Source organism: Lipingzhangella halophila, from assembly GCF_014203805.1.
Classification (GTDB): Bacteria; Actinomycetota; Actinomycetes; order Streptosporangiales; family Streptosporangiaceae; genus Lipingzhangella; species Lipingzhangella halophila.
The window spans coordinates 457517-479795 of sequence record NZ_JACHJT010000002.1 but is presented as its reverse complement, the minus strand read 5'-3'; the positions used below and the strand labels follow the sequence as shown (position 1 = coordinate 479795).

The 22279-nt window shown below is 67.8% G+C and carries 22 protein-coding genes, 1 tRNA gene and 1 pseudogene; 8 read left to right on the top strand and 16 right to left on the bottom strand.

All coding sequences use genetic code 11. The annotated features are described in order from the left end of the window. Nucleotides 1-335: 335 nt before the first annotated feature. Nucleotides 336-932 (bottom strand): FAD-dependent monooxygenase, encoded by a 597-nt coding sequence (locus F4561_RS32150; RefSeq protein WP_312885700.1) that lies wholly within the window; start codon nucleotides 930-932, stop codon nucleotides 336-338. Beyond that, complete coding sequence (locus tag F4561_RS32145) at nucleotides 910-1548, bottom strand: FAD-dependent monooxygenase (protein WP_221446376.1); 639 nt, start codon at nucleotides 1546-1548, stop codon at nucleotides 910-912. The genes F4561_RS32150 and F4561_RS32145 overlap by 23 nt, the downstream gene beginning before the upstream one ends. Nucleotides 1549-1648: 100 nt before the next feature. Here F4561_RS32145 and F4561_RS29175 point away from each other — a divergent pair, with 100 nt between their 5' ends. Both F4561_RS29175 and F4561_RS29170 read left to right on the top strand, forming a co-directional pair. Further along, nucleotides 1649-2395, top strand: coding sequence for a TetR/AcrR family transcriptional regulator (locus F4561_RS29175; protein WP_184584917.1), 747 nt, complete (start codon nucleotides 1649-1651; stop codon nucleotides 2393-2395). 82 nt (nucleotides 2396-2477) lie between these two features. Beyond that, nucleotides 2478-2996 (top strand): hypothetical protein, encoded by a 519-nt coding sequence (locus F4561_RS29170; protein WP_184584916.1) that lies wholly within the window; start codon nucleotides 2478-2480, stop codon nucleotides 2994-2996. A gap of 191 nt (nucleotides 2997-3187) precedes the next feature. Here F4561_RS29170 and F4561_RS29165 read toward each other — a convergent pair whose 3' ends face one another. From F4561_RS29165 to F4561_RS29150, 4 genes are all read right to left on the bottom strand, one after another. Beyond that, entirely contained in the window at nucleotides 3188-4780 is a 1593-nt protein-coding gene (locus F4561_RS29165) for an FAD-dependent monooxygenase (protein WP_184584915.1), read from the bottom strand. 788 nt (nucleotides 4781-5568) lie between these two features. Next, a complete protein-coding gene (locus F4561_RS29160) occupies nucleotides 5569-6057 on the bottom strand; it encodes a peptidoglycan-binding domain-containing protein (protein ID WP_184584914.1) in 489 nt (162 codons plus the stop codon). Between the two features lie 385 nt (nucleotides 6058-6442). Beyond that, nucleotides 6443-6850, bottom strand: coding sequence for a transposase (locus tag F4561_RS29155; RefSeq protein ID WP_184584913.1), 408 nt, complete (start codon nucleotides 6848-6850; stop codon nucleotides 6443-6445). A 154-nt stretch (nucleotides 6851-7004) separates the two neighbouring features. Then, nucleotides 7005-8327: a pyridoxal phosphate-dependent decarboxylase family protein gene (locus tag F4561_RS29150; protein ID WP_221446375.1), complete on the bottom strand. Its 1323-nt coding sequence runs from the start codon at nucleotides 8325-8327 to the stop codon at nucleotides 7005-7007. A 429-nt stretch (nucleotides 8328-8756) separates the two neighbouring features. Here F4561_RS29150 and F4561_RS33495 point away from each other — a divergent pair, with 429 nt between their 5' ends. Next, on the top strand, nucleotides 8757-9011 hold the full coding sequence (locus F4561_RS33495; RefSeq protein ID WP_281384310.1) for a DUF2637 domain-containing protein: 255 nt from the start codon (nucleotides 8757-8759) through the stop codon (nucleotides 9009-9011). Here the strand turns inward: F4561_RS33495 and F4561_RS29140 are convergent. Continuing rightward, nucleotides 9008-9760 (bottom strand): IS5 family transposase, encoded by a 753-nt coding sequence (locus tag F4561_RS29140; RefSeq protein WP_184584911.1) that lies wholly within the window; start codon nucleotides 9758-9760, stop codon nucleotides 9008-9010. The genes F4561_RS33495 and F4561_RS29140 overlap by 4 nt on opposite strands. A 352-nt stretch (nucleotides 9761-10112) precedes the next feature. On the opposite strand from F4561_RS29140, the gene F4561_RS29135 reads away from it, so the two are divergent. After that, nucleotides 10113-11420 (top strand): amidohydrolase family protein, encoded by a 1308-nt coding sequence (locus F4561_RS29135; protein ID WP_221446374.1) that lies wholly within the window; start codon nucleotides 10113-10115, stop codon nucleotides 11418-11420. Between the two features lie 433 nt (nucleotides 11421-11853). On the opposite strand, the gene F4561_RS29130 is transcribed toward F4561_RS29135, so the two are convergent. Then, the gene (locus F4561_RS29130) at nucleotides 11854-13419 is read right to left on the bottom strand and encodes an ISL3 family transposase (RefSeq protein ID WP_184584910.1); all 1566 of its coding nucleotides are present in this window, start codon (nucleotides 13417-13419) and stop codon (nucleotides 11854-11856) included. Between the two features lie 422 nt (nucleotides 13420-13841). On the opposite strand from F4561_RS29130, the gene F4561_RS29125 reads away from it, so the two are divergent. Next, complete coding sequence (locus tag F4561_RS29125) at nucleotides 13842-14465, top strand: DUF4352 domain-containing protein (RefSeq protein ID WP_246438184.1); 624 nt, start codon at nucleotides 13842-13844, stop codon at nucleotides 14463-14465. Between the two features lie 487 nt (nucleotides 14466-14952). On the opposite strand, the gene F4561_RS33490 is transcribed toward F4561_RS29125, so the two are convergent. Continuing rightward, the gene (locus tag F4561_RS33490; protein ID WP_184584909.1) at nucleotides 14953-15333 is read right to left on the bottom strand and encodes an IS3 family transposase; all 381 of its coding nucleotides are present in this window, start codon (nucleotides 15331-15333) and stop codon (nucleotides 14953-14955) included. On the opposite strand from F4561_RS33490, the gene F4561_RS34105 reads away from it, so the two are divergent. Beyond that, entirely contained in the window at nucleotides 15221-15493 is a 273-nt protein-coding gene (locus F4561_RS34105; protein ID WP_376773822.1) for a tyrosine-type recombinase/integrase, read from the top strand. The genes F4561_RS33490 and F4561_RS34105 overlap by 113 nt on opposite strands. On the opposite strand, the gene F4561_RS29115 is transcribed toward F4561_RS34105, so the two are convergent. From F4561_RS29115 to F4561_RS29100, 3 genes and pseudogenes are all read right to left on the bottom strand, one after another. Then, on the bottom strand, nucleotides 15473-15946 hold the full coding sequence (locus F4561_RS29115; RefSeq protein ID WP_184584908.1) for an NUDIX domain-containing protein: 474 nt from the start codon (nucleotides 15944-15946) through the stop codon (nucleotides 15473-15475). The two genes, F4561_RS34105 and F4561_RS29115, sit on opposite strands and share 21 nt — an antisense overlap. A gap of 10 nt (nucleotides 15947-15956) precedes the next feature. Next, nucleotides 15957-17079: pseudogene (locus tag F4561_RS29110) on the bottom strand (aminotransferase class I/II-fold pyridoxal phosphate-dependent enzyme). Between the two features lie 33 nt (nucleotides 17080-17112). After that, a complete protein-coding gene (locus tag F4561_RS29100) occupies nucleotides 17113-18129 on the bottom strand; it encodes a Gfo/Idh/MocA family protein (protein ID WP_184584906.1) in 1017 nt (338 codons plus the stop codon). Between the two features lie 133 nt (nucleotides 18130-18262). On the opposite strand from F4561_RS29100, the gene F4561_RS32965 reads away from it, so the two are divergent. Both F4561_RS32965 and F4561_RS32960 read left to right on the top strand, forming a co-directional pair. After that, nucleotides 18263-18883, top strand: coding sequence for a helix-turn-helix domain-containing protein (locus F4561_RS32965; RefSeq protein ID WP_246438183.1), 621 nt, complete (start codon nucleotides 18263-18265; stop codon nucleotides 18881-18883). 36 nt (nucleotides 18884-18919) lie between these two features. Beyond that, nucleotides 18920-19705 carry a peptide deformylase gene (locus F4561_RS32960; protein WP_312885697.1) on the top strand — a complete coding sequence of 262 codons (786 nt, stop codon included), beginning with the start codon at nucleotides 18920-18922 and terminating at the stop codon, nucleotides 19703-19705. A 348-nt stretch (nucleotides 19706-20053) separates the two neighbouring features. Here F4561_RS32960 and F4561_RS29090 read toward each other — a convergent pair. From F4561_RS29090 to F4561_RS29075, 4 genes are all read right to left on the bottom strand, one after another. Further along, nucleotides 20054-20126 (bottom strand) — tRNA-Arg (locus F4561_RS29090). Nucleotides 20127-20129: 3 nt separating this feature from the next. Further along, nucleotides 20130-20732, bottom strand: coding sequence for an LLM class flavin-dependent oxidoreductase (locus tag F4561_RS29085; RefSeq protein WP_221446373.1), 603 nt, complete (start codon nucleotides 20730-20732; stop codon nucleotides 20130-20132). A 148-nt stretch (nucleotides 20733-20880) separates the two neighbouring features. After that, nucleotides 20881-21420, bottom strand: a complete 540-nt coding sequence (locus F4561_RS29080) for a dihydrofolate reductase family protein (protein ID WP_184584904.1) — start codon at nucleotides 21418-21420, stop codon at nucleotides 20881-20883. After that, complete coding sequence (locus tag F4561_RS29075) at nucleotides 21417-22034, bottom strand: TetR/AcrR family transcriptional regulator (protein WP_184584903.1); 618 nt, start codon at nucleotides 22032-22034, stop codon at nucleotides 21417-21419. The genes F4561_RS29080 and F4561_RS29075 overlap by 4 nt, the downstream gene beginning before the upstream one ends. Between the last annotated feature and the right edge of the window lie 245 nt (nucleotides 22035-22279).

The following is a 22279-nucleotide window of genomic DNA, read 5'->3' as shown; positions in this document are numbered from 1 at the left end:
GACATCGCGTCCTGCTGTGCTTCCGCGCATGTCGATGCTTGTGTTGTCCTTGACCGCGGAGCCGGAGCCTGCAGAGGGGGCGCCCTCTCGTGATGCCCCGGGGGAGTGGCCCGGTCCTCACGCGGGGCCTGGAACGCCTGCATCACATGCAGGATGCTGCCAGCGATCACGCAGCAGAGCAGGACCACCAGACCCAGCCACCACGCCATCGACCACTCCTGCGTCAGCACGCCGGCGCCGACGCTGCTCCCCGCACTCACCGCCAGCGATCCAGCGGCCACCATCGTCTGGGCGAACCGTGACATGGGCCTCTCCCGGAAGGTCTCGGCTGGCTTTCAATATAGCGGAGCCCGAGCTCGCGACGCTGATGTTTCCGAGATATCCGGCATGGCCGCGGACGGCGGCAGAGGAGCGGCAACGGTTGGCCCTCCTTGCTCTCGCCGGCGTAGGCCGTCGTTGTGGGCGAAGATCTGGTCGTGGCACAGCCACGCTATGGGCCGCCGCTCGGCTTCGTAGGTGGCCAGAAGTGCCGGTGCCGAATCGCCGGCGAGCACGGCGGCCAGTTTCCACGCCAGGTTGTGCGCGTCCTCGATGCCGGTGTTCGCGCTGTAGCCGCCCCGGTTGGGCGGCAGGGTGTGCGCGGCATCGCCGGCGAGGAACACCCGGCCCTCGGAGTAGCGCTCGGCGATCGAGGCGGTGACTTCCCACCTCCCGGTGGTGATGACCTCGACATCGATATCCCGGCGCCCGATGGCGCGCAGCACCATCTCCCGCAGCGTGTCCTCGTCGCGTTCGGTGTCGTCGCCTGTCAGGAACAGCGCCCAGCGGCCGTCGCCATAGGTTGTGAGCCCGCCGCCGAGTCCGGGCTGGTCGATCACGAACTGGCCGAATCCCGTCTCCAGGTATTGCTCAAGCGGCGCCCGGAACAGCACGCCGCGGCTGGTGCGCAGGTAGCCGCGCCCGCCCCGGGGGGGTGCCCAAGGCCTCGCGTACCGGGCTGCGGTGCCCATCGGCGGCGAGAAGATAATCCGCCGCCACCGCGTACGTCCGCCCGCCAGCGTTGCGCAGCGTGGCCTGCACGCTGTCGCGGCCCTGGGTGAAGGAAAGCAGTTCGGTGCCGAACCGGATGTCGGCACCGAGCTCGATGGCCTTCTGGCGCAGGATGGGCTCCAGCCGGTCCTGCGCCAGTCCGATCCCGCCGCAGGGCGAGTACTCGGTCCCCGCCTCGGGCGGTTGGTCCGACCGCGGCTGCGGTGACCAGCGCAGCTCCTCGAACCACTCACCGGCGAGGCTCTCGACGCGGATCCGGCGGGGGGCTCCCCCGCCAAGCCGGCCGGAGGGGAGCGGAAGCACCGGTTCCAACCCCACGGAACGGTAGAGCTCCCTCGTCCGGCGCGTGTACCCGATCGCCCGGGGATGCGGCGAGCTGCCCGCGTGGCGTTCGACGAGCACCGTGGGAACCCCGCGCCAGGCCAGGAACACCGCCGCGGACAATCCGACCAGTCCGCCCCCGACCACGAGCACCGAGGTTTGTTGCTCTGCACGCATTACCCTTCCTTCCATACAGCGTATTGTTATATACACCGTATCAATAAGGAACACTGTATTCTTGGGGGTAGTCGCGGGAGCTGAGGGAAGACGAGGTGTGATGGCGGCACGACACGACACCAACAAGGGCGAGCGACCGCTTGTCTGGGAGCGACCGGAACCACCCAACCGGCCGACGCCGAGCCCACTGAGCAGGGACCGCATCGTCCGCGCCGCCATCGAACTCGCCGATGCCGACGGGCTCGGTGAGGTGTCCCTGCGCAAAGTCGCCGCCGTGCTCGACGCCGGGCCGATGCGGCTCTACGGCTACGTCGCCACCAAAGAGGAGCTCCTGGACCTCATGGTCGACGCGGTCTACGCCGAAATCACCCCACCCGAACCCACAGGGGCCGACTGGCGCGCCACCCTGCGGTCGCTGGCGCACCGCACGCGCCAGGCCGCTCAGCGGCACGAATGGTTCGTCGACCTCCTCGGCGGCAGGCCTCATATCGGACCCAACGCACTGGCCCACCTGGAGGCCACCACGTCGGCTCTGGACGGCGCACCGAACTTCGATGACATCGACACCGTGATGCGGGCCGCCGGAATCGTGCACTCCTACACCCTCGGCGCTCTACGAGCCGAGATCACCGAACGCCGCGCCGAACGCGCCAGCGGCATGAGCGAACAACAGTGGCAAACCACCTCCGGCCCCTACATCACCCGCATGCTCGCCACCGGCCGCTACCCCACCCTCGCCAGGGCTCTCCACGACGCCACGCACCCGGGCACCGACGCCACCTTCGAGGTCGGCCTCGACTGTGTCCTCGACGGCATCGCCGCGCGACTCGGCACTCGACGCCGGTAGCAGGTCAGGTACCGCCAGCTCAAGACCGCGACACCGAACAGTCCAGGACTCAAGAGCCAGCCAGTAGCCATTCCTGCCGGCAGTGCACAACTACCGCCCCCGCTTCACCACCCGCGCCGACACCGCCATCGATGACGCTACTTTCACCGGTGACCTGTCCGACGCCCTGGAGCACGGCACCATCACGGGAGACATCGAGGCCACGTCGGGAGAGGTGTCCTACGAGGCGCCCGGGTTCACCTGGACCGGTGACCTTCACCCGGGCCAGCACTCGGTCCATCAGGGCCGCGTGCTCGATCCGGTCGAAGCACGCCTCGATATCAGCGTCCAGCACCCATTGATAGCCCCGGGAGCCGCGCCCAAGCTCACCGAGGCCCAAGGGAAGAGGTCCGTACTGTGCTGGCAGGGAGCCCGCGCTCACCTGGCTCGTATCGCCGTCTCCACTCCTGTCGGCGGATGGTTCCCTTTCGCTTCCCCGGCCACGTGGGCTGCTACCCAGAGTCAGCTTGGCGATCCGGTCGCCATCGCCCAGGCCGCGCTCGTGATCCTGACCGGGGTCGCGTTCACCGCGGCAACCAACGGAGTTTGGCGACGGCTGTGACTCGCCTGACACCTGACCATGTCGATCAAGTCGCTGATCCGAGTGACGCACATCGGTAACCGAAGCGCCGACGCTGATGAGTCAATCGGCGGACTCAGAGAATCGAGAACCGGATTACCGAGAGCGACCCCTTCGAATGGCCGTGGGGAGAAGCCGTGGCCGGGCGGGGGCGCGATCGAAGATGTCCGACGTCAAACCGGCCTACGTGTGGGACGTGTTTCCGGACGGTAAGCTCCCAGGAGCTCGATCATGCGCATCTCCGCGGCGGCCGGCCCCCTGGCGGCGATGTACCCGTCCGGTCGCACGAGGACGAGTTCCCCCGCTCGGGGGGCGTAGTGGGCGTGGGCCTCGCCGTCGACGTCCCGCAGGGTCGCGCCGCCGTGCTCGCCGATGCGGTGGACGCGCATGTGGTCGGGCTTCGCCTTGTCCAGCAGTAGTTCTCCGGCGTGGTCGAACACGAGAAGCGTCCAGTGTGTACCGCGGAACAGGTCGAACAGGCTGCCGGCAAAGGGGGCCCCGTCCGGATTCTGGCCGCGCAGGCCGCGCGCGTCGGGCGCCCGGCATCCGGCGGGCAGAGTCGCGTGCACGTCCCGCTCGTCGGCGAGCGTGATTGGGCTGTCCAGGTAGGCGATGGGCAGCCCGCTGGTGGTGTCGTCGGCCAGTGAGCGCAGCGCACCGGACAACCGCCCGTCGGTGCCACTCGCTGTGCTCAGCGTGTGCTGCATCTTGCCGGTGCTGTCGGCGAGGACGGCGCGGGCGACTGGGGCCCGTTCCGTGGTGTAAGTGTCGAGGAGGGCGTCATGTGCGCCGCGTAGCACGGCGGCCAGCTTCCAGCCGAGGTTGTAGGCGTCCTGGATGCCGGTGTTCATGCCCTGCCCGCCGGCCGGCGAATGCACGTGGGCGGCGTCGCCGGCCAGCAGGACGCGCCCGCTTCGATAGCGCTCGACCATGCGCACGTTGACTTTCGGGGCGGACAGCCAACTCGCGTCGGTCAACGTCACGGCGCCGGTGCCAGCCCGATCGTCGAGCATCGACTGGTACAGCTCCAATGAGGGCTCCGCCGGCGTCTCCACTTCCGGTGGGATCGGGCTTTGCATCTGCCACAGGTCGCTGCCGGGCAATGGCGTGAGCCCGACCATCCCTGCGCTGGAGGTCCAGATGTGAATGTGATCGCGGCCCAGGTCGGCGGTCCGGACATCGCCGAGGTACCACTGCTGGGACTCGTACGTTTCGCCCACCAGCGGCAGGCCCACGAGCTTGCGCACGGTGGACTTACCACCATCGGTGCCCACCACGTAACGCGCCCGGATGTCGCCGGAGGCGGTAGTCACAGTCACCCCGGTGTCGTCCTGTTCGAGGCCGGTGGCCTCGGTCGCCAACTCGACCTCACCGCCGAGGTAGGCAAGCCGTGCCCGCAGTGCCTTCTCGATGTCGAACTGACCGATCCATACCGGATCCGGGTACGGCGTACGGAAGGACTCGCTCGCCCGAGCCGAGATACCCGGCTTGTCGGTGACACTGCCGTCCGGGCCGTGAAAACGCATCGGTATGTCGACAACGCCCCTTTCGACGACCGGCGCTGCGGCGCCCAGATCATCCAGCACTTCCAGGGCGCGAGGCTGGATCGTCTTGGCCTTCGACGCGGTGTTGAAGGCAACGTCGCGGTCGATGATGCGCAACGCCACCCCGTTGCGCGCCAAATCGCAGGCCAACGTGAGTCCGGTCGGGCCCGCGCCGACGATCAGCACGTCCGCTTCGGTCTCGTCGGTGCCAGGGTCCGCCATGTCGGTCTCCTAGATCTGCCGGCATCCTCATTTCTACACTACACCGTATAGTAAAGTTTTATGCGTTCTACAGTAGGGAGGAGCCGAAGGCGGTGGCCGACCGTGCTGTGGAGGCCCGCGGCGTTCGTGCGCAAGCACCCGAACACCCCCGCCGCGGCGCGCGCCCTGTTCCTGCTGGACGGGTACGAATGCCCGGGCGCCGGTGCGACCTCGGCGCGCCGGTGTGTCCAAACGGACCGTGCACGACTACTTCGGCGGCAGGCGGTCGGTCTACAACACCGCGATGACGCGCGAAAGCACGGCGCCTCGGACCGCGGTCGAGGCCGCCATAGCCGGGGAACACACTGATGGCGTGGATCGCTCCGCCTCGTGCGAGCGGGCGCGGATTGGGGGCCGGTGGGAAACGGGCCATCCTTCCCAACCAGCTCGACGCTATGGGGAAGCAATCCGGCCCTTCCGCTCAGGAACCTGGACTGGACAGGAGCCGTGGACCGCGCGTTTACCACGGCCTAAGCCGCCGGTCGGGCCTGGTGCTGCCCGAGGGCACGTTCGTCGGCTATCCCGTCGCCCGCCGGGTCCGTGCGATCCTCGCGGCGTCACCCCGGCACGACCGGCGTTAAAGCCTTGGGCAAGCAAGTAGTCCCCGCCTGTGGGGCGGCCCGCGAACCAGGCCGCGGGCCGCCCGTAACCTGCGGCGGCACCACGCCGTCTCGCCTCAGACAGTCACGCTCCGAGCAACGGCGGCGGCGTTGCCGCCGCCCCGTAGACCTGAGGGCCCGCAGCCGGGCTCAGTCGCAGGTGTCGCCGGGATCGGTGATGAGGGCCTGGAACGTGATTGGGCCGACGACTCCGTCAGGGTCGATGCACTTGACCGACTGGAACTCGACCACCGCGCCGCGGGTGGCCGGGCCGAACTCACCGTCCAGCAGCAGTTCGTAACCGTATCCGGAGATCAGTGACTGCTGCACGGCTTTGACCCGGTTGCTGCTGTCGCCCTGGCGGACCAGTCCCAGGTCGTCGGTCAAAGCCTCCCAGGTGGGCGCGTCCACCTCGGCGGTCTCTGTGATCTCCCGAGCCGCCTGGTATTCCTGCACGGCGTCGGCCAACCGCGCGTCGAAATCTTCGTCGGCATGGTTGACATCCAGGAAGCCGTATTCCACCAGCAGGAATTTGACGACCGACACCTCCCAGCGGGAGTCGCCTTCGACCAAGCCGGGCCATTCGGCGGCCTCCACCGCCGCCACGACCTCGTCGGAGGTCTCCGGTCCATCGGCCAACGCAGGAGCCGACATGGTCCCAAGGCCCGCCGCTAGGATTCCCGACACGACCACCAAGAACGTTCCTCGGAGCCTGAACATGGAATGTTCCTCCTTTCCCGGTGAATACCGATTGCACAGTTGCGTGGCGTAGCGTTCACTGTCTAGACGGCCAGGGGTGGACCGGGGTTGACCGGCATTCCGCTCAATGGCCGGATTCGGCAGAGAGTCATCAGCCACTGGGGCCAGGACTGATCTTGCTTCGGTAGGGCACAGGGCGGACCAAATGGAGCACCCGGTGGAAGAAGGCCCCGAACGCTTTCGCCCGCACCTTCGACTGCCGCCTCACCGCGATACGCCGCTGACCAGGAAAAATATTTACACCCTTAACTTGACGGGCCCCGCATCAAAATTTGTCGCCTTCCTTGAGTCTTATGGGGCGCCTCTCCTTTAGGACCCGGCACACCGGCTCGACCCCGAAGTTCGCGCGAAGGGGAAGCGACCATCGCGACGACCTCGTCCGGGGATGGCCGAGCTCGGCGGCGAAAAAAGCGCTCGCGGACGTGAGGATCTCATTGGCCCGCTTGAGCTCACTGTTCTCCTTGCGCAGCCGCTTGAGCTCCTCGCGTTCGGCGGTGGAGAGCTGCTCGGGGCGTTTTCCGGTATCAGCCTGGGCCTGGCGCACCCAGGTGCGCAGGGCCTCGCGGTGGATGCCCAAGTCCGCGGCGATCTGGGCGATCGGCCGCTCGGACTCCAGCGCCAGGCGCACAGCCCGCTCGCGCAGTTCTTGGGGGTATTTCCGTGGCGGTGCCATGGCGGTCATTCTCCTGTCCGCCAGCCATGGTCGTGGCTGGTTCGACGGACTTCACCAAACCCGGGGCAGCTCACGGGTGGGGCCGCGGTTGGATCGGTGCTGAGCAGGTTAACGCGGAGGGTGATCGTGTACTCCGTGCCCGCGTCAGACGGAGTCATGGCCGATGTGCTTGCGCATCCACGGCCTTGCGGACGGCGGTGATGGCGCGGTCGATGTCCTTGTCGTCGGTTTGCCAGTTGACGACAGAGATACGCATGGCCCGCATCCCGTTCCATGTGGTGGCGCCGAACCATGCTTCTCCGGACTGCTGGACATGCTCGATCACCTGCTCGGTTCGGGCGTCGTGATTACCGTCAGCAGCGAGGAAGCGCACCAGGCCCTGGTTGATCTGGGGCGTAACGAGGGGTTCCGCACCCTCCAGCGCCCCGATTCGGGTTGCGAGGCGATAGGCACGGTCGCTGCAACGTTCGACAACCTCGGCGATTCCGTGTCGTCCCAGCGCGCGGATGGCGGCATAGACCGGTACGGCCCGTGCGCGGCGGGACCATTCCGGGTTCCAGTCGATTTGGTCGCGGGCCGACCGGGTGGCCGCACCGTTCCCTGCATCGTCGGCGTGGATGAGGTAGCTGGCGCGGGTGCACATCGCGGTGCGATGCGCGTCGGGGTGGCGCACGAAGGCGAACCCCGAGTCGAAGGGGACGTTGAGCCACTTGTGGCCATCGGTCGTCCAGGAATCGGCGTGCTCAACACCGGCCAGCAGATGGCGGTAGCGCTCGCTCACGCCGGCCCACAACCCGAATGCACCGTCAACGTGCACCCACGCACCGTGGTCGTGGGCAAGTCGGCAGGCCTCGGTGAACGAGTCGAAGGCGCCGGTATTGATCTCGCCGGCTTGGAGACACACGATGGTCGGGGTGTCCTGCTCGGCGAGGTGCCGCTGGAGGGAGACGAGGTCAAGGCGCCCGCACTCATCGGCCTCGGTGGCGTGCAGGCAATCCGTACCCAGACCCAGCAGGCGAACCGCCCGTTCGATGGAGGCGTGGTGGTGTCCCGACGTGAGCACACGCACCGCGGGTGCTCCCATCAGACCTTGACGTTCGACGTTCCAGCCGCGACCAGCCAGGATTTTGGTGCGGGCGGCGGCCAGCGCGGTGACGTGGGCCTGTTGTGCCCCTGTGGTGAAGGCGAACGACGCCTCCGGCGGCAGCCTCAGAAGCTGTTTCAGCCAGTCGCCCGTGATCTCCTCGATGATCGCCACGGCCGGTCCGCAGGCGTACAGGGCGGCGTTCTGATCCCAGGTCGAAGTCAACCAGTCGGCGGCCAGCGCTGCCGGAATCCCGCCGCCGATCACCCAGCCGAAGAATCGGCCCCCGGCACTGGCGAGAACGCCCGCTTGGCTGTCACGGACAAGCTCATCGATGACCTGCGCATCATCGGAGCCCTCCTCGGGGGGTCGCCGGGCCAGAGCCTCGCGCAACTGCGCCGGACTCGCACTCGCCGTCACCGGGCGGTGCGAGAGGCCGTCGAGGAACGTGGCAGCGTGTGCGGCGGTCTGTTGCAGGAGCGGGTACCGACTCGTCATAGAAGCCTCCATGGATGACCCGACGTCGTCTCAGGTAGAGGTCGGCGCAGAGCGATACGTGATACCGCCCGGGATGGGGCGTCAGGGTTACGCGCTGCCGTTGAATCCTGGAGCGCACCGACCCGGAAGGCAGGTCGGTCCGGCTCCATGCCCGCATTCTGCCGAGCCCGCTAGGCAGGCGCTGGCGGGTTTCGGTCCTCGCCCTACGCTGGCCGCGTGGAGCGGCCGTCTCCACGATGTGCCGAGGTGCACGTCCGCGGTAGTGCTCACCGTCGTCTAGCTCCCGTGTATGGCTGATGACTTGCGAAGCGGAGCGAGTAACCCATGTCGAGTTCGGTGTGGTCGCGCTTGACAACCATCGCCGCGGTACTTCTTCTGGCCACGATCGCGGCCGTGGTCGCCTGCGCCCACATGTTCGAGTTGGCGCTGCGCCACGGCGAACCGCCCTGGCGTGCCGCCCTGTTCCCGTTGAGCGTTGGGCACTTAGATGGTTTTCGCAGTTCACATGGGGTTCGTGATCTCGGTGTCTCGCTCTTTCGCCACGTATTCGTCACAGCCACCCGATACCCCTGCTTCTAGGGCTTGTCTCGAAGTGGGGTTAGCCAGTCGTTGATGGCGGCGATGTGGAAGGTAGCTTCGTAGCGCACGGCGAGCTTGTCGTATCGGCTGGCTATGGCGCGGTGGCGTTTGAGCCGGTTGATGCCGCACTCCACGGCGTGGCGCTTGCGGTAGTCCTGCGCGCTGAAGGCGGGCGGCCGCCCGCGCTCTGGTCGGGGCACCCCGATGGCCTGGAGTACCGCGGCGAACTGGGCAGCGTCGCCGCGCTGCCCGGCGGTCACCAGCGTCGCCATCACCCCCTGGCCTTGCTCGCAGGCCAGGTGGATCGTGGTCGTGCGCCCGCCGCGTGAACGCCCCAGGGCGTGGTCACCGGGCTCGCCGCGCGGCGGCTCGCGCTGGTCCGGCCCGTTGCGCCTGGCCCCGGCGGCGTGCTGATGCGCCCGGGTGATCGTGGAGTCCACGTTCACCTGCCAGGTGATGCGCCCGGCCGCATCGGCGCGCGCCTGCAGCGCGGTCAGGATCTGCTGCCAGACCCCTGCCTGCTGCCAGCGGCGGAATAGGCCGTAGACGGCCTGCCAGGAGCCGTAGCGTTCGGGGACATCCCGCCAGGGCGCTCCGGTGCGCACCCGCCAGCGGATCCCGTCGAGGAGACGGCGTCTGGACCATCTCGGCGGCCGTCCCGACTTCTTGGCCTGCGGCAGCAGCGGCTCCACCACCGCCCACTGCCCGTCGGTCAGGTCGAACCGCCCCGCTGCGGCTACAGTGGCCACGAGGTCTGGGTGTATGAGGTTCTTCTTGGTCGATGAACCCCTCTACCGGAGACCTCCTTACTTGGCGAACACGACGCACCGCCACAAAGCCGACTTCGAGACAGGCCCTAGATCCCTGCGACACCGGCGTACCCCGCCGCCCTTCTCCCGTTCTGCGGCGGGTAACGGCTCCATGCCGGGGATCTTTCAGGGCCGGCAGCGACTCCCCGGCCAGCGCGGCCTGCGTTGGCTACACCTCCATGAGACCGCAACCGCAGGGTGACACGGCTGGGGCGCCGCGGTGCGGTGTCCCCCTATCATGGGCACGTCAGTCTCATGACGGTGGCGGAGGAAACACAGCTAAGGAGTTCTTGTGTTTCCTCGTTCTACAACGCCGCCCGACGCCGCGGGCGGATCCACCCCGCTGAATCCCACACCGGCCATCACGCTGCTTCGCAACGTCCGGGTGTTCGACGGCCGCCGCACGCTGGATGCGGACTCGGTGCTCGTCCGCGGTGAGTTCCTTGCCGCGGTCGGGGCGGGCCTGGACGCACCGGCCGGCGCCCGGGTCGTGGACGGCGCGGGCGGCACGGTGCTGCCCGGGCTGATCGACGCGCACACCCACACCATGCAGGTGGCCGAGCTGCGGCAGGCGCTGGCGTTCGGCGTGACCACCGAGCTGGACATGTTCTGCGTTCCCGAGCTGCTGCACCCGCTCCGCGCGGCAGCGTCCACCCGCACTGACGTGGCCGACATCCGTAGCGCCGGCATCGGCGCGACCGCCCCCAGCGGGCACCCGAGCCAACTGGTGGATATGGGCGTCTACCCGGAGTTCCCCACCCTGGCGGGCGCCTCTGAGGCGGCCGGATTCGTCGCCGCCCGCGCCGCGGAGGGCAGCGACTACCTCAAGGTCATCATTGAGGACGGCTCCACCATGGGCTGGGGCCGGCAGCCGCACCTGGACGCGGCGACCATCTCGGAGCTGATCGCGCACGCCCACGCTCGCCGGATGCCGGTGTTGGCGCACATCAGCACCCGGGCCGACGCGCTGCAGGCGGTGGACTCCGGCGCTGACGGCCTGGCGCACCTGTTCGTCGACCATCCCGCTGACCCGGAGTTCGTGCAGCGTGCCGTGAAGGCGGGGATCTTCGCGATCCCCACGATCACCACTTTTGAGTTGCTGTACGGCACCAGCCGCCGGGAAGCGGACTATGTGGACCGGCCACACCTGTGGCCCTACCTCGACCCGGCACTGCGCGAGGCACTGCTGGCGGACTGGCGGGAGCATCTGGCCTGGCAGCCACCGCGGTGGGCCGACGCCCGTCACACCCGGGATGCGGCGCAAATGCTGCACCAGGCGGGAATGCCGATCCTGGCCGGGACCGACGCCGCCCACCCGCGGACGGCGCACGGGCTGAGCCTGCACGCGGAGCTGGCCGCCCTGGTGGATGCCGGCTTGCCCCCGGCTGCGGCGCTCACGGCCGCCACCGCCGCCCCTGCCGAGGTGTTCGGCCTGGCCGATCGGGGACGTATCGAAACCGGCCGTCAGGCCGATCTGCTGCTCGTCGCCGGGGACCCCACCCGCGATATCGCCGCGACCGGCGAAATCGTCGGGGTATGGCGCCGCGGGCACCGATTCGACCGCGAGGCATACCGGGCCGCGCTGGACGCCGGGCGATAGCACACGGCCCGCCTCCTGCTCCCACGGGTGGCGGGCCAGCCGTTTCGCCGCTGTGGGGCGGCCCGGACACTCCCCGACGGTTGCGCCCCATCGCGCCCCGCTCGGAGACCGAGCCTCCCCGGCCGGAGTGCGACCCCCTCCCCCGCCGTGCGGTCTCTCCGGACCACCCGTGAAGACCGTCATGAGACGGATTCCCGCCGACCCCGTCCCCTCCTAGTCTGCGAGAGCGTCGCACTCCGGGCCGCACACAGCAAGGGAAGCTCCCCACGCATGTATTGGTTACCGGCGTCACCGGCACGGTGACGGCCACCAATACCGCACCCACACCTGACGGTGTGAACACGGTGACCGTCGAGCTGTTCCAGCCGGGTGCCATGAATTGTCAACGGCTAGCTCGATCTGGCTCTGTCGCAAAGTTCGTGACGGTCGCTCCTCAAGCGAGGTGGAGAAGGCGCTTGCGCAGGAGATCGGGCTTGGCGCGGCCGAACATCTGGCGCATGAGCGCTTTGAGCTTCGTAACGGTGCCCTCCACCGCCCCCGAACTCCACCCCAGCGTGAGCCCGGCCATGACGGCGTTCCAGTCCTTGCCTAGCCCGCGGGCGAACCCGCGCAGCTCTCCGAGGCCGCTGTCCTGCGCATCGCTCATCCACTCCGCAAGCTGAGGGGCTCCGGTGCGCTCGACCACCATGACGCAGAATCGCGCCACTAGGCCCCGCGCCCGCTCCAGTTCGGGGCAGCGCTCGCACAACTCTTTGAGCAGCATCCGATCCTCCTCGCTTCGCGCATCAGGGTGCGTGAGCAGCATCGAGGCCACTTCGCGGACCTTGGGCACCCGCGGTGGCGCTGCCGGAGCAGTCTCGGCACGCAGCCGGTGAACGAACCGGCGCACGGTCCGCTCGCTGACGCGCGCTCCGCGCTGGAGCACCTCGGTATGCAGGCGTTGAGCGCTGGTGCAGCCCTCGGCGAAGCGGGCGGCCAGGTAGGCGGTGTGGCCGTCCAGGCTGCTCTGCCGCGCCATCGGCCCGGTAACGACTAGTTCGTCGGCATCGGCGGCGCGGGCGTACTTGCGTACGGTCTTGCGGTGCATCTGCAGCCGGTCCGCAGTGGCGTCGATACCCAGCCCCGTGTTGAGCAGCGTGTGGACGGCGGCATGGCGCTGGCGGGTCTGCTCGACGCGCTTGCCCTGCGGGTGAGGTTCCGGTGGCGGGGGCACGGCCAGGTCGTTCGGGGCCCAGGCCGAGCGCAGGCGTGCGACGAGGCGCTCGACAGCCTGGCCGAGGTTGTGGAGCAAGTGCCATCGGTCCGCCACCTGTTCAGCGGTCGGGGCGCCGCGTGCGGCGCCGTCGGCGTAGGTGCCGGCCCGGTCGCGGCAGATCACCTCGATACCGGGGTGTTCGCGTAGCCAGGCGGCGAAGGACTCGGCGGAACGTTCGGGGAGCAGGTCGATGGGGCGGTGGGTGCCCATGTCGATGAGGATCGTGCCGTAGTTGTGGCCCTTGCGCAGGGCGAAGTCGTCGACCCCGAGGGCCCGCACCGGCCCAGGGGCCGGGTCGGGCAGGGCGCGGATGAGGCGCAGCAGTGTGTCCTTGCCGGTGCCGACGGCCTGTCGGCGGGCCAAACTGGAGCCGGGACGGCCCCCAAGGGCCAGGGCGAGGTCTCGGTGCATGCGGCGCAGTAACGGCGTGGTGCAAGCGTAGGGGGTGGTCAAACCCGGTATCTGCTCAGCGAAAGTGCGCTTGTGGCATCCGTCGTACTCGCAGAAGAACCGGCGGGTCTCCAGGAGGAGCAGCGTCTCGCGTCCGGAGACGGGAGCATCGGCCATGCGGCGGAGGTAGCGGCTGTGCACGCGTCTAGAGACCGTCTGGCAGACGGGGCAGTCGGCTTCAACGGTGCGAGGACAGGCCCGGATCCGCAGCGTGGCTCCGTTGCAGGCCACCTCCTCGACGTCGAGTTCGGCGAGGTGGGGGAAGAGCAGTGCGGTGAGGGAGGAGAAGGGCACAGCGCATCATTGCGGTCATGCTGCCTGCGCCGCGCACGTTTCACGAAATTCGCGACAGAGCCTCCCATTTTCCTGGAGGCGGTCAGCGTTGTCGAACTGGTCGACGGCCCGCGGCACCGCGATTATCGGTGTACCGGTGTAGAGATCCTCTCTGAAGACCTCTCATGCCGGCGTGGGGCACGAATGCGTCGGCGCGGCGCCGTATGTCCAGATGGCGTCCATGAGCGAACGTCCACGTTGTCATTTTTCGCGATTTTCCCCACGGCCAAGGGCTTCGTCCACTAGCGTGACCGCCAGGTCAACGCTCCGGGAATGAGCGGGGACCTCGTTCGGGACGAGACCTCCGTTTTCCCCTCGCGCGCATCCCCCCTCCCCCTCCCATGCGTCATCCCTTGTAAGAAGCGCTTCGAAGGAGCTCTCCAATGAGTGAATACAGCGGATACCCGCCGAACCAGCCCCGAAAGGGCATGTCCACTGGCGCGAAGATTGGCGCCGGCTGCGGCGGATGCGCCGGCCTGGTCGTCATCCTGGTCATGGTCGTCGTCATCGCTGGTGTTCTGGGCGGCGACAGCGACGACACCGGAAACGGCGGCTCGGACACCGAGGCCGGCGGCAACGACGAGGGCCAGGATGACAGCGAGGAGGCGGCCGGGATCGGCGACACCGTCGAGTCCGGAGCGTTCGCGTTCACCGTCACCGACCTCGAAACCGGTGTGGAGAGCGTCGGCGACAACCAGTATCTGACCGAGACGCCCGACGGGCAGTACGTGATCGCGCACATCACCGTCGAGAACGTCGGTGACCAGGCCGGGACGTTCGACTCGACGAGCCAGAAGCTCGTCGATGCTGACGGCAAGGAGTACTCCACCGACAGTTCCGCCCAGGTGGCCGTGGACACCGACAGCTGGATCAATGAGATCAACCCCGGCAACAGCGTCGACGGGCAACTGATCTTCGACGTGCCTGCCGAAACGGAGCTAGCCACGCTGGAGCTGTCGGACTTCTTGACACTGGAGGAGCCCGCCGTCGTCGAGCTGGCCGAGTAGCACCGTGCGAGGAGAGACGCGCGACCCCTGGCCGCCCTCAGGGCAAGCTCCTTGCCCGGGGTGACCCTCTTCAACGGTCTCCATGCACAGGACGCAGAGCTTCGTGGAGGAATCCAACCGGACGGGGACACGGGGCGCGGCCCTCGTACACCGCGCCAGAGCCGGTTCCACCGGAACAGGCGGCTGACTGCTGGAATTTCGGTCAGCCGAGATAATTGCACGGTCACAACGTTTGGCACGAGTATTTTCGGATCCTCGCGGGATGGGCGTATATGATGCGTCCGGGGTGCGCCGAATATAGAGTGAGTGGCTGATAGGCAGAAATTCGGGTCGAATTAATGGTGTTGTCTTTGGAAGGGCCAATATTCGGCCGCAAAGGGGCTGTGACTTTGGTTCGAAAACTCATGGATCGTTCGGTGCAAGTGGATTCCATGTCGCATAAGCTGAAGTTGCTTCGGTTTAGTTGACAGGTGGTGGGCTTGGGTTCTCAGGCGGCTTTACTGGTCAGCGAGGGTGGATGCGGCGCTGAGGCCAGTGCTGCGGTGTGATGACGTTCATAGTCGGCGGGGCTGAGTTTGGCATTGGCCGAGTGGCGCCGGTGCGGGTTATAGAAGCCCTCGATGTAGGAGAACACCGCCTGCTGGGCCTGGGCGCGGGTCGAAAACCGCGTGCGGTCGATCAGTTCGGTCTCCAGCGAGGCGAAAAAGCTCTCAGTGACGGCGTTGTCAAAGCAGGAGCCGCTGCGCCCGGACTGGTTGTTGCGGCGTTTCCGGGATCTCGCAGCCCAGGCTGGGCTTCCACCGATCCGGCTGCATGACCTGCGCCACGGGGCAGCGACACTGATGCTGGCCGCCGGGACCGACGTCAAGGTCGTCCAGGAGACGCTGGGGGACACCCGGGTCTCGACGACCTTGGATGTGTATACCAGCGTCGTGCCCGCACTGTTCCACGCCTCAGCGCAAGCTGTCGCCGAACTCGTCGCGGGAAGGGGAGACAGCTTGCCCCCATCACCCGGTTTGGAGTCTTGAGGCGGCTTGGCCGGCCCAGGTCATGATGGTGTTCTTGGATTCCGCGGTCAGGGTGGTGTGGGCGAGTTCGTCGGGGGTGATCCACCGGTGGGAGGTGTGCTCGGCGGACAGGGAGATCGGGGTGCCGTCGTGGGCGAGGCTGAAGGTGAACTGGCGGGCCCGGCGCCCACTTCCGGTGGTGTAGTCGAACGTGGCGACGAAGCCCGGGTCGAGCTGGAGCGGTTGGCGCCATCCCACTTCCTCGGCGAGTTCCCGGGCGAGGGCCTGGACAAGGTCTTCCCCGGGCTCGGCCCCGCCGGAGGGCAGTTCCTCGATACCGGGCAGGAAGCCGTCCTCACCACTGCGGCGCAGGATGAGCACGTGTCTGTCGTTGTGGATGACTGCGCCGACCACGTGCTTGTCGATTCCATCGCGGTCGGCGCCCTGGGTCAGGAGGTCGAGGTCGTGGTCCATGGGGGTGACGTTAGCGCGCTGCGGATGGGCTGAGGGCGGTTTCGAGCGCCTCGGCGACCGTGTGGATGTAGCGATGTGCTGTGGCGGTGTTCTCGGAGGGAACAGTGACGCGCAGCGTGTGCTCGGACAGCCAGGTCGCGACCGACAGCGGGCCGCGAATAAGCGGATGGGGATAGTCGGCGACTGGGGAGTGGGGGTGGGTGAAGGCGGCATGGGTGTGCAGGGGGCGCATGGAGTCGCAGTCGGTCACCTCGTAGCGGCCGCGCGAGTGCAGGGCGGCGAGTAGATCTCGCTGGGTGAGACCTGTGGTGGCGGGGTCGATGGTGAACACAAAGGCGTACAGCGTCGGGGTGAGTTCGGGGCCGGTCGGGGTCAGCACCGATATGCCGGGGCGGTCGGGGAGGACGGATTCGAGTGTGGCGGCGTGCTGTTGGCGGTGGTGCAGCCAGGAGTCCAGGCGAGCAAGGTAGACCTCGGCCATCGCCAGTCCGAGAGGATGCCCGCGGTACTTCAGCCCCAGCCCGGTGGCGGCGTAGCGATGGAGGGGTGAGGACGGTCGGACTTCGGCGAGGGCGCGCTTATTGAAGTGGCCAAGCAGCATGGCCTTCTCGTACACCTCACGGTGGGGTGTGGTCAGGATGCCGCCCTCCCCTGCGGTGATGGTCTTGCGGCCTTGCAGGCTCCAGCACGCGGCGTCAGCGAGCTGGCCGACACTGACGCCCTCGCGCGATGCCATGGCGGCCGCAGAAGCTCCGCAACCGCCGCATCTGCTGGGGATGGCCCCACATGTGGGTGGCCACCAGCGCCTTGGTGGCCGGGGTGATAAGCGCGTGGGCCTGGTCCAGGTCGAGTTCACCGGAGTAGTCCACGTCGACCGGAACGGGAGCGGCGCCGAGCTGGAACAGCGGCATGGCGGTGGCGAAGAAGGTGTAGTCCTGGACCAGGACCTCGTCGCCGGGGCCAATTCCCAAGGCGTAGTAGGCGGAGTGCAGGGCGGCGGTGCCGGAGCTGGTGAGCAGGGCGAAGTCGGCGTGGTGGCGTGCGGCGAAGGCGTCCTCGAACCGGGCGATGATGCCGGAACGGTCATAGATGGAAGTGGTGGTGTCAAGCTGGTGGACGACAGCGGCGCGGATCTCGTCGTCGATCGGGGGGCCAGGCCAGCGACATCAGGCGATCCTCTCCACAGGCCGGGCGATGTCCGGGCGGGGTGGGCGCTCCGGTTGCCCGGAGTCCAGGCAGGTGTAGGCGGTCTCGGTGAGGGCGGTGGCCAGTACCCCAACGCGCGCCTCGGCCATGTCGACGGTGGCATCGAAACGAGTCTGGGCGTGGTGACGCAGCATCCGTGTCCAGGCGTCCTCCTCGGCGTGAAGGTGCACGGTGTGGGTCAGGTGGGGATGTTCGCCCACACGGATTCGGGCGCGGTCGTTGGTGATGGTGATGCGCCCACCCTCGTAGACCAGGTCGTAGACATCGGCGCGGTCGTCGCATCGAGAGACATAGACCGATCCGGTGGCGCCGCCGTGGTGGGTGAGCAGCACCTGGGCGCTCTCCTCCACCTCCACCCGTGGGCGCCATAACGGGCTGGCATCGATGAGCACGTAGACGCTGGTGACCTCAGCGGGCACCAGCCGGGCGATGAGATCGAAGGCGTGATACCCCAGGTCCAGCAGCGCACCGCCGCCCGCACGCGTGCGGGCGGCGCGCCACGTCGCCGTGTAGTCACCAGTGGGGCGAGAGATACGAATCTGGTAGGAGAGAATCCGGCCCCAGTCGGCGGCCAGTCTGCTGGCGATCGCATAAAGCTGGCTGTGCGGGCGGTGCGCCAGCACCCGTAGCCTTCCGTTGCGCCGCGCCAGCTCCACGGCGTCCCGCGTGGTCAAGGCGAGAGGTTTCTCCTTCCACACTGTCACGCCCGCCTCCAGCAGGCGCAGGGTCAGCGACTGGTGACGGTCATGCGGGCAGGCCAGGATCGCCGTGTCGAAGGTGGCCGTGCCCAGGGCCTTCTCCAACGACGGATAGACGGGCATAGGCTCGAACCGAGCCAGGCTCTCGGCGACACCGGGGTCGGGATCGACAGCCCCGATCAGGCGCACCGGGAGTGCTGCCTTCTTTAGCGTGGGCAGGAGCACGTCTTGTACCCGCGATCCCGCGCCCACCAGCAGCAGTTGATGATCGGAACCCATCACGCTCCTCCTGAGAACAACCGAAGACGAGAAGTCCAGGAAAGAACGCGACGGCCGGATGAGGACAGACTGAGATCGGGTCAGTCACGATTCACTCACGCACTCACGCGGTCAGTAGGCGACAATCACGACTATGGCCCACGACTTCCCTTCCGCCCTGGCCCACTGGCGCACCCGCCGCGGACTGACGAAGAAGGCCCTGGCCCAGGCCCTGGGCTTTGACCCCTCCTACATCAGCCACATCGAAGCCGGGCGCCATCATGCCGGTGAGGACTTCGTGCGTCTGGCCGAGCGGCACCTGGCCACAGGCGGGCACCTGTGGAAGAGCTGGCACCAGACCACTTCCGTGCGCCCGGCCAGCGCGGCCGCTCCCTCGGAGCTGTTCGTCGATTCCGACCACGCCGAACTGTCGTACCGCGACGGTCTCTACACCGCCCGGATGCGCCGCCGCGTGGTCAACGGGGGCAGTGAACCCGTCACGCGCTATCTGATCCGCATCAGCGCGGACCGCTACCCCGGCCAGCCCGAACGCTCCAACGAGCTCTACCGCCGCCACCCGCTCACCTGGCAGAGGCTGAACCTCGCGGCCAGCTGCGATGGCGAGCCGATGCGCTGGGTCGCCAAGCACGACCGTGACTCCTTCAAAGAAGTCTGGCTGTGCTTCGACAACGAGGAATCACGCTTCCCGCTCTATCCGGGACAGGCCGCCACACTGGAGTACTCCTACACCGTGGGCGAGGACCAGTGGGGATAGTGGTTCCAACGCGCTATCCGGCTACCCACCAACGACGTGGGCGTCTACCTGGTGTTTCCAGCGGAACTAGCCCCTGATGCTTGGGGCACCGAGACCTCCACCACCGCGGAATCGGTGCCGCTGCGCAACCCGATCGAGCGTCACCAGCGCGGCGAGGACATCGTCTTCTCCTGGGCCACCGCCACCCCGCCCATCGGAGCCCGCTACCGCCTCGAATGGCGCTGGCGCGCCCGAGAAGACGACTTCCCCCGCCCACTGCTGCGCACCGCCGCCGACCGCATGCGCGCGGCCGGCATCGTCCAACAAGGCGAGGCCATCCTCACCCGCACCGCCCCCCACTTCGACCTACCATGGCAGGCCAGCGAGGCGACCGACGCCATCGACCAGATCCACCGGGCGATGCAACGCGTGCGCGAGCACCACGAGTTCGGCAAAGGAATGGGCCTGGCCGCCCCCCAGATCGGAATCGACCGCGCCGCCGCCGTAGTGGCCCCGCCTGACCCCGATGCCCAGCCGCTTACCCTGCTCAACCCCCGCATCATCGAGACCTCAGCCGAAACCGACGAACTCTACGAAGGCTGCCTGTCCTTCTTCGACGTGTGCGGGCTCGTCCCCCGACCACGCCGTATCGAGGTCGAACACACCACCACCGATGGCACCGTGGCCATCGCCGTGCTCACCGACGCACTGGCGCGCCTTGTCGCCCACGAGATCGACCACCTGCACGGCATCCTCTACACCCGCCATATGCGCGAGGGAGTTTCGCCGATCCCGGTCGAGGAGTACCGAGGCACCGGCCAGCCGTGGCCCCACGCGAAATGACCCGCCCGGCCCAACACGAGGTGACCCGTCGACGATCTAACGCCGGCGCCAGACAAGGAGGATGACGGTTTCCGATGGCCGTCCAGTCGACTGACGTACGGGCGCAACGACCTGTCAATTACATACGGTAGTCAGATTGTGTCGCAATACGGAACGCTTGCGCATATGAACCATCTGACTCGCGCGGCCTCGCACTGACCGGCATGCGAATACCCAAGCCACAGGGATGACTTTTGTCCTCACACGGGAACCACACGGGCGGCGAAACCTCTGGGGTTCACCTCAACGACGAAGGCCCTGAGCGGGGTTTCCCCTGCTCAGGGCCTTCGTCGCGCTGTCTCACGGCGGCGCGCTCGGGAGGATTCGAACCCCCAACCTTCTGATCCGTAGTCAGATGCTCTATCCATTGAGCTACGAGCGCAGGTCAACAGGCCGGAATCCCCTGGTTGGTGGGGGCTGCCCTGAAGACGTCTCCGACTCTACCACGCACGCAGCAGGGGTAGCGCGCCATTTTGTCTCCGGTGGGCGGCTGTGAGCTGGACCATGGGCTAGCGCGACGAAGCCTCCCCGGCGGTGCGCAGGAGCTGCGCCATGCGTTCGAGCTGCGCGCCCGGCTCGATCGGGGGTGGTCCATGGACCAGAACACCTCATTGATGCGGAGTGCCTCCAGTCGGGGAAGGTCCTCGGTGACCTGCTCGGCCGAGCCCGCCAGTGGTCCGTGCTGGTCGACCGGCCTGTCCGTGAGCGGGAAGTTCACCCGCAGTACCACCGGCAGCGAGCCCGGTTCGTGCCCCGCCTCGCGGAAGGTGGTAATCGCGTTCTCCAGGGTGTCCCAGGTCACCATCACCGGGTGCAGCCCCAGGCCCAGCTGGGCGGTCCGGCGGGTGGAGGCGGGGGCGGCCGCGCCGACCAGGGTCGGGGGTCCGCCCTGCTGTACCGGCTTAGGGTTCACTCTGGACTGGGCGATCGCATAGTGGCGCCCATCGACACCGGCTCCGTCGGCGACAGCTGCCGCTCGAACGTCCACAACGAAGCGAGCCCGATACGTTCGGCGTGTTGGGCGACGAGGCTGATCGCCTCGTGGACGCGAACCGCCCCGAGGTGGGTAGGGCCAGTCCGAGTTCCACGAGACTCCATTACAGTGCCACGCGTGCCGCGCGGCGCGACTCGGCTCGTTAGGCGGCGACGGTGTAGGTCGACTGGACGATGCCGGCACCGAGATCCTTGGTGGAGCGGTGGTTCAGCGGGACGTCGCTGTCGAGCGGCCCGAACAGCGCAAGCCCCGTTCCGATGAGGACGGGCACCGTGGTGATCGTGATCTCGTGGATGAGGCCGGCGCGCAGGAACGTCTGGATGGTCTGCCCGCCGTCGACGTAGACGTTGCTTGCGCCGCTGTCGGCCAAGCCCGCAATAAGCTGGTCCAGGTCGCGGTACACGGTGACGCGGGAGTCGTCGGTCTCCAGGCGGGTGCTGAGGACGGCGATGCGCCGGTCGCCGTAGGGCCACATGTCGGGACCGAAGCCGAGGAGTTCCTCGTAGGTGGCGCGGCCGAGCACGACCGTGTCGATGTCCGCGATGAAGGCGTCGAATCCGTAGTCGTCGAGGGCGTTGCCGCGGCTGGTGAGCCACTCGATGGTGCCGTCGGTGCGGGCGATGAACCCGTCGACGCTCGTCCCGACGAACACTTTCCCGGTGAAGGGCGGGTGGGTGGTCATGTTGTCTCGCTTTCGGTAGTCGGGTCGGCACTGATGCGATACGGGCGGAGTGTTTCGTCGAGGTCGCCGCGCAGGGCGTCGGCGAGTGGGCCGTCGCCGGACAGGGCCCACAGGATGAGGGCGCCGTTGTAGGTCACCTGGACCGCGCGCGCCAGCCGGGCGAACGGCGCGTCCGCTGCCAGCTCCCCGTTCGCCGCTGCCTCGGTGAGCAGCGCGGTGATCTCGTCGTGCGCCTGGCGGGCCTGGTCGGCGGCGAGCCCTCGCAGTTGCGGGTCGGTCAGGTCGAGCTGCAGCAGCCCAAGGTTGTTGACCATCTGCTGGGGCGTCCGTACACCGGACGCCTGCTCGTCCAGGGCGGCGTACAGCGCGTGCAAGGGGGAGCCGTGCTCCTGGCGGGCGCGCTGGAAGGTGGCTCGCGTGCCGGATACGGCGTGCTCGGCGAACGCGAGGAGCAGGCCGCGCCGGGATCCGAACCGTTGGACGATCGTCGCGGGCGACAGGCCGGCCTCCTCGGCGACCAAGGCCAGCGTGAGCGCGTTCGGCCCGTGCTGGTCGATCGCCCGCGCCGTCGCCCGCAGGATCGCCTCGTCGCTGGTCGTGCGCGGCCTGACCATGTCACCCTCTCGTTTGTGAACGTCTTTTTGTTAACGTACCAAGCGTCAGCGGGGTTAGTAAACAAACAGACATTTATTAATAACACTCGACCACAAGTCTGGTGCCCGACCGGTGTCCGCGGCACGCCCCGAGGGACCCATCGTCCTGTCGCCGCGGCGAACACGAACGGTTCCACACAGGTGTGGACGAACGATCCGCACCCCCGGCCCGGATTCCGAACGCACCCCGGTGAGTATGGGCGGGG

What these genes read in the sequence shown, in the direction of transcription:
- F4561_RS29175 (WP_184584917.1), top strand. Translation starts at nt 1,649, where the DNA reads ATGGCGGCACGACACGACACCAACAAGGGCGAGCGACCGCTTGTCTGG.
- F4561_RS29165 (WP_184584915.1), bottom strand. Translation starts at nt 4,780, where the DNA reads ATGGCGGACCCTGGCACCGACGAGACCGAAGCGGACGTGCTGATCGTC.
- F4561_RS29115 (WP_184584908.1), bottom strand. Translation starts at nt 15,946, where the DNA reads ATGGACCACGACCTCGACCTCCTGACCCAGGGCGCCGACCGCGATGGA.
- F4561_RS29080 (WP_184584904.1), bottom strand. Translation starts at nt 21,420, where the DNA reads ATGACCACCCACCCGCCCTTCACCGGGAAAGTGTTCGTCGGGACGAGC.
- F4561_RS29075 (WP_184584903.1), bottom strand. Translation starts at nt 22,034, where the DNA reads ATGGTCAGGCCGCGCACGACCAGCGACGAGGCGATCCTGCGGGCGACG.
- F4561_RS33495 (WP_281384310.1), top strand. Translation starts at nt 8,757, where the DNA reads ATGTCGAGTTCGGTGTGGTCGCGCTTGACAACCATCGCCGCGGTACTT.
- F4561_RS29155 (WP_184584913.1), bottom strand. Translation starts at nt 6,850, where the DNA reads ATGGCACCGCCACGGAAATACCCCCAAGAACTGCGCGAGCGGGCTGTG.
- F4561_RS32145 (WP_221446376.1), bottom strand. Translation starts at nt 1,548, where the DNA reads ATGCGTGCAGAGCAACAAACCTCGGTGCTCGTGGTCGGGGGCGGACTG.
- F4561_RS29100 (WP_184584906.1), bottom strand. Translation starts at nt 18,129, where the DNA reads ATGGGTTCCGATCATCAACTGCTGCTGGTGGGCGCGGGATCGCGGGTA.
- F4561_RS32965 (WP_246438183.1), top strand. Translation starts at nt 18,263, where the DNA reads ATGGCCCACGACTTCCCTTCCGCCCTGGCCCACTGGCGCACCCGCCGC.
- F4561_RS29125 (WP_246438184.1), top strand. Translation starts at nt 13,842, where the DNA reads ATGAGTGAATACAGCGGATACCCGCCGAACCAGCCCCGAAAGGGCATG.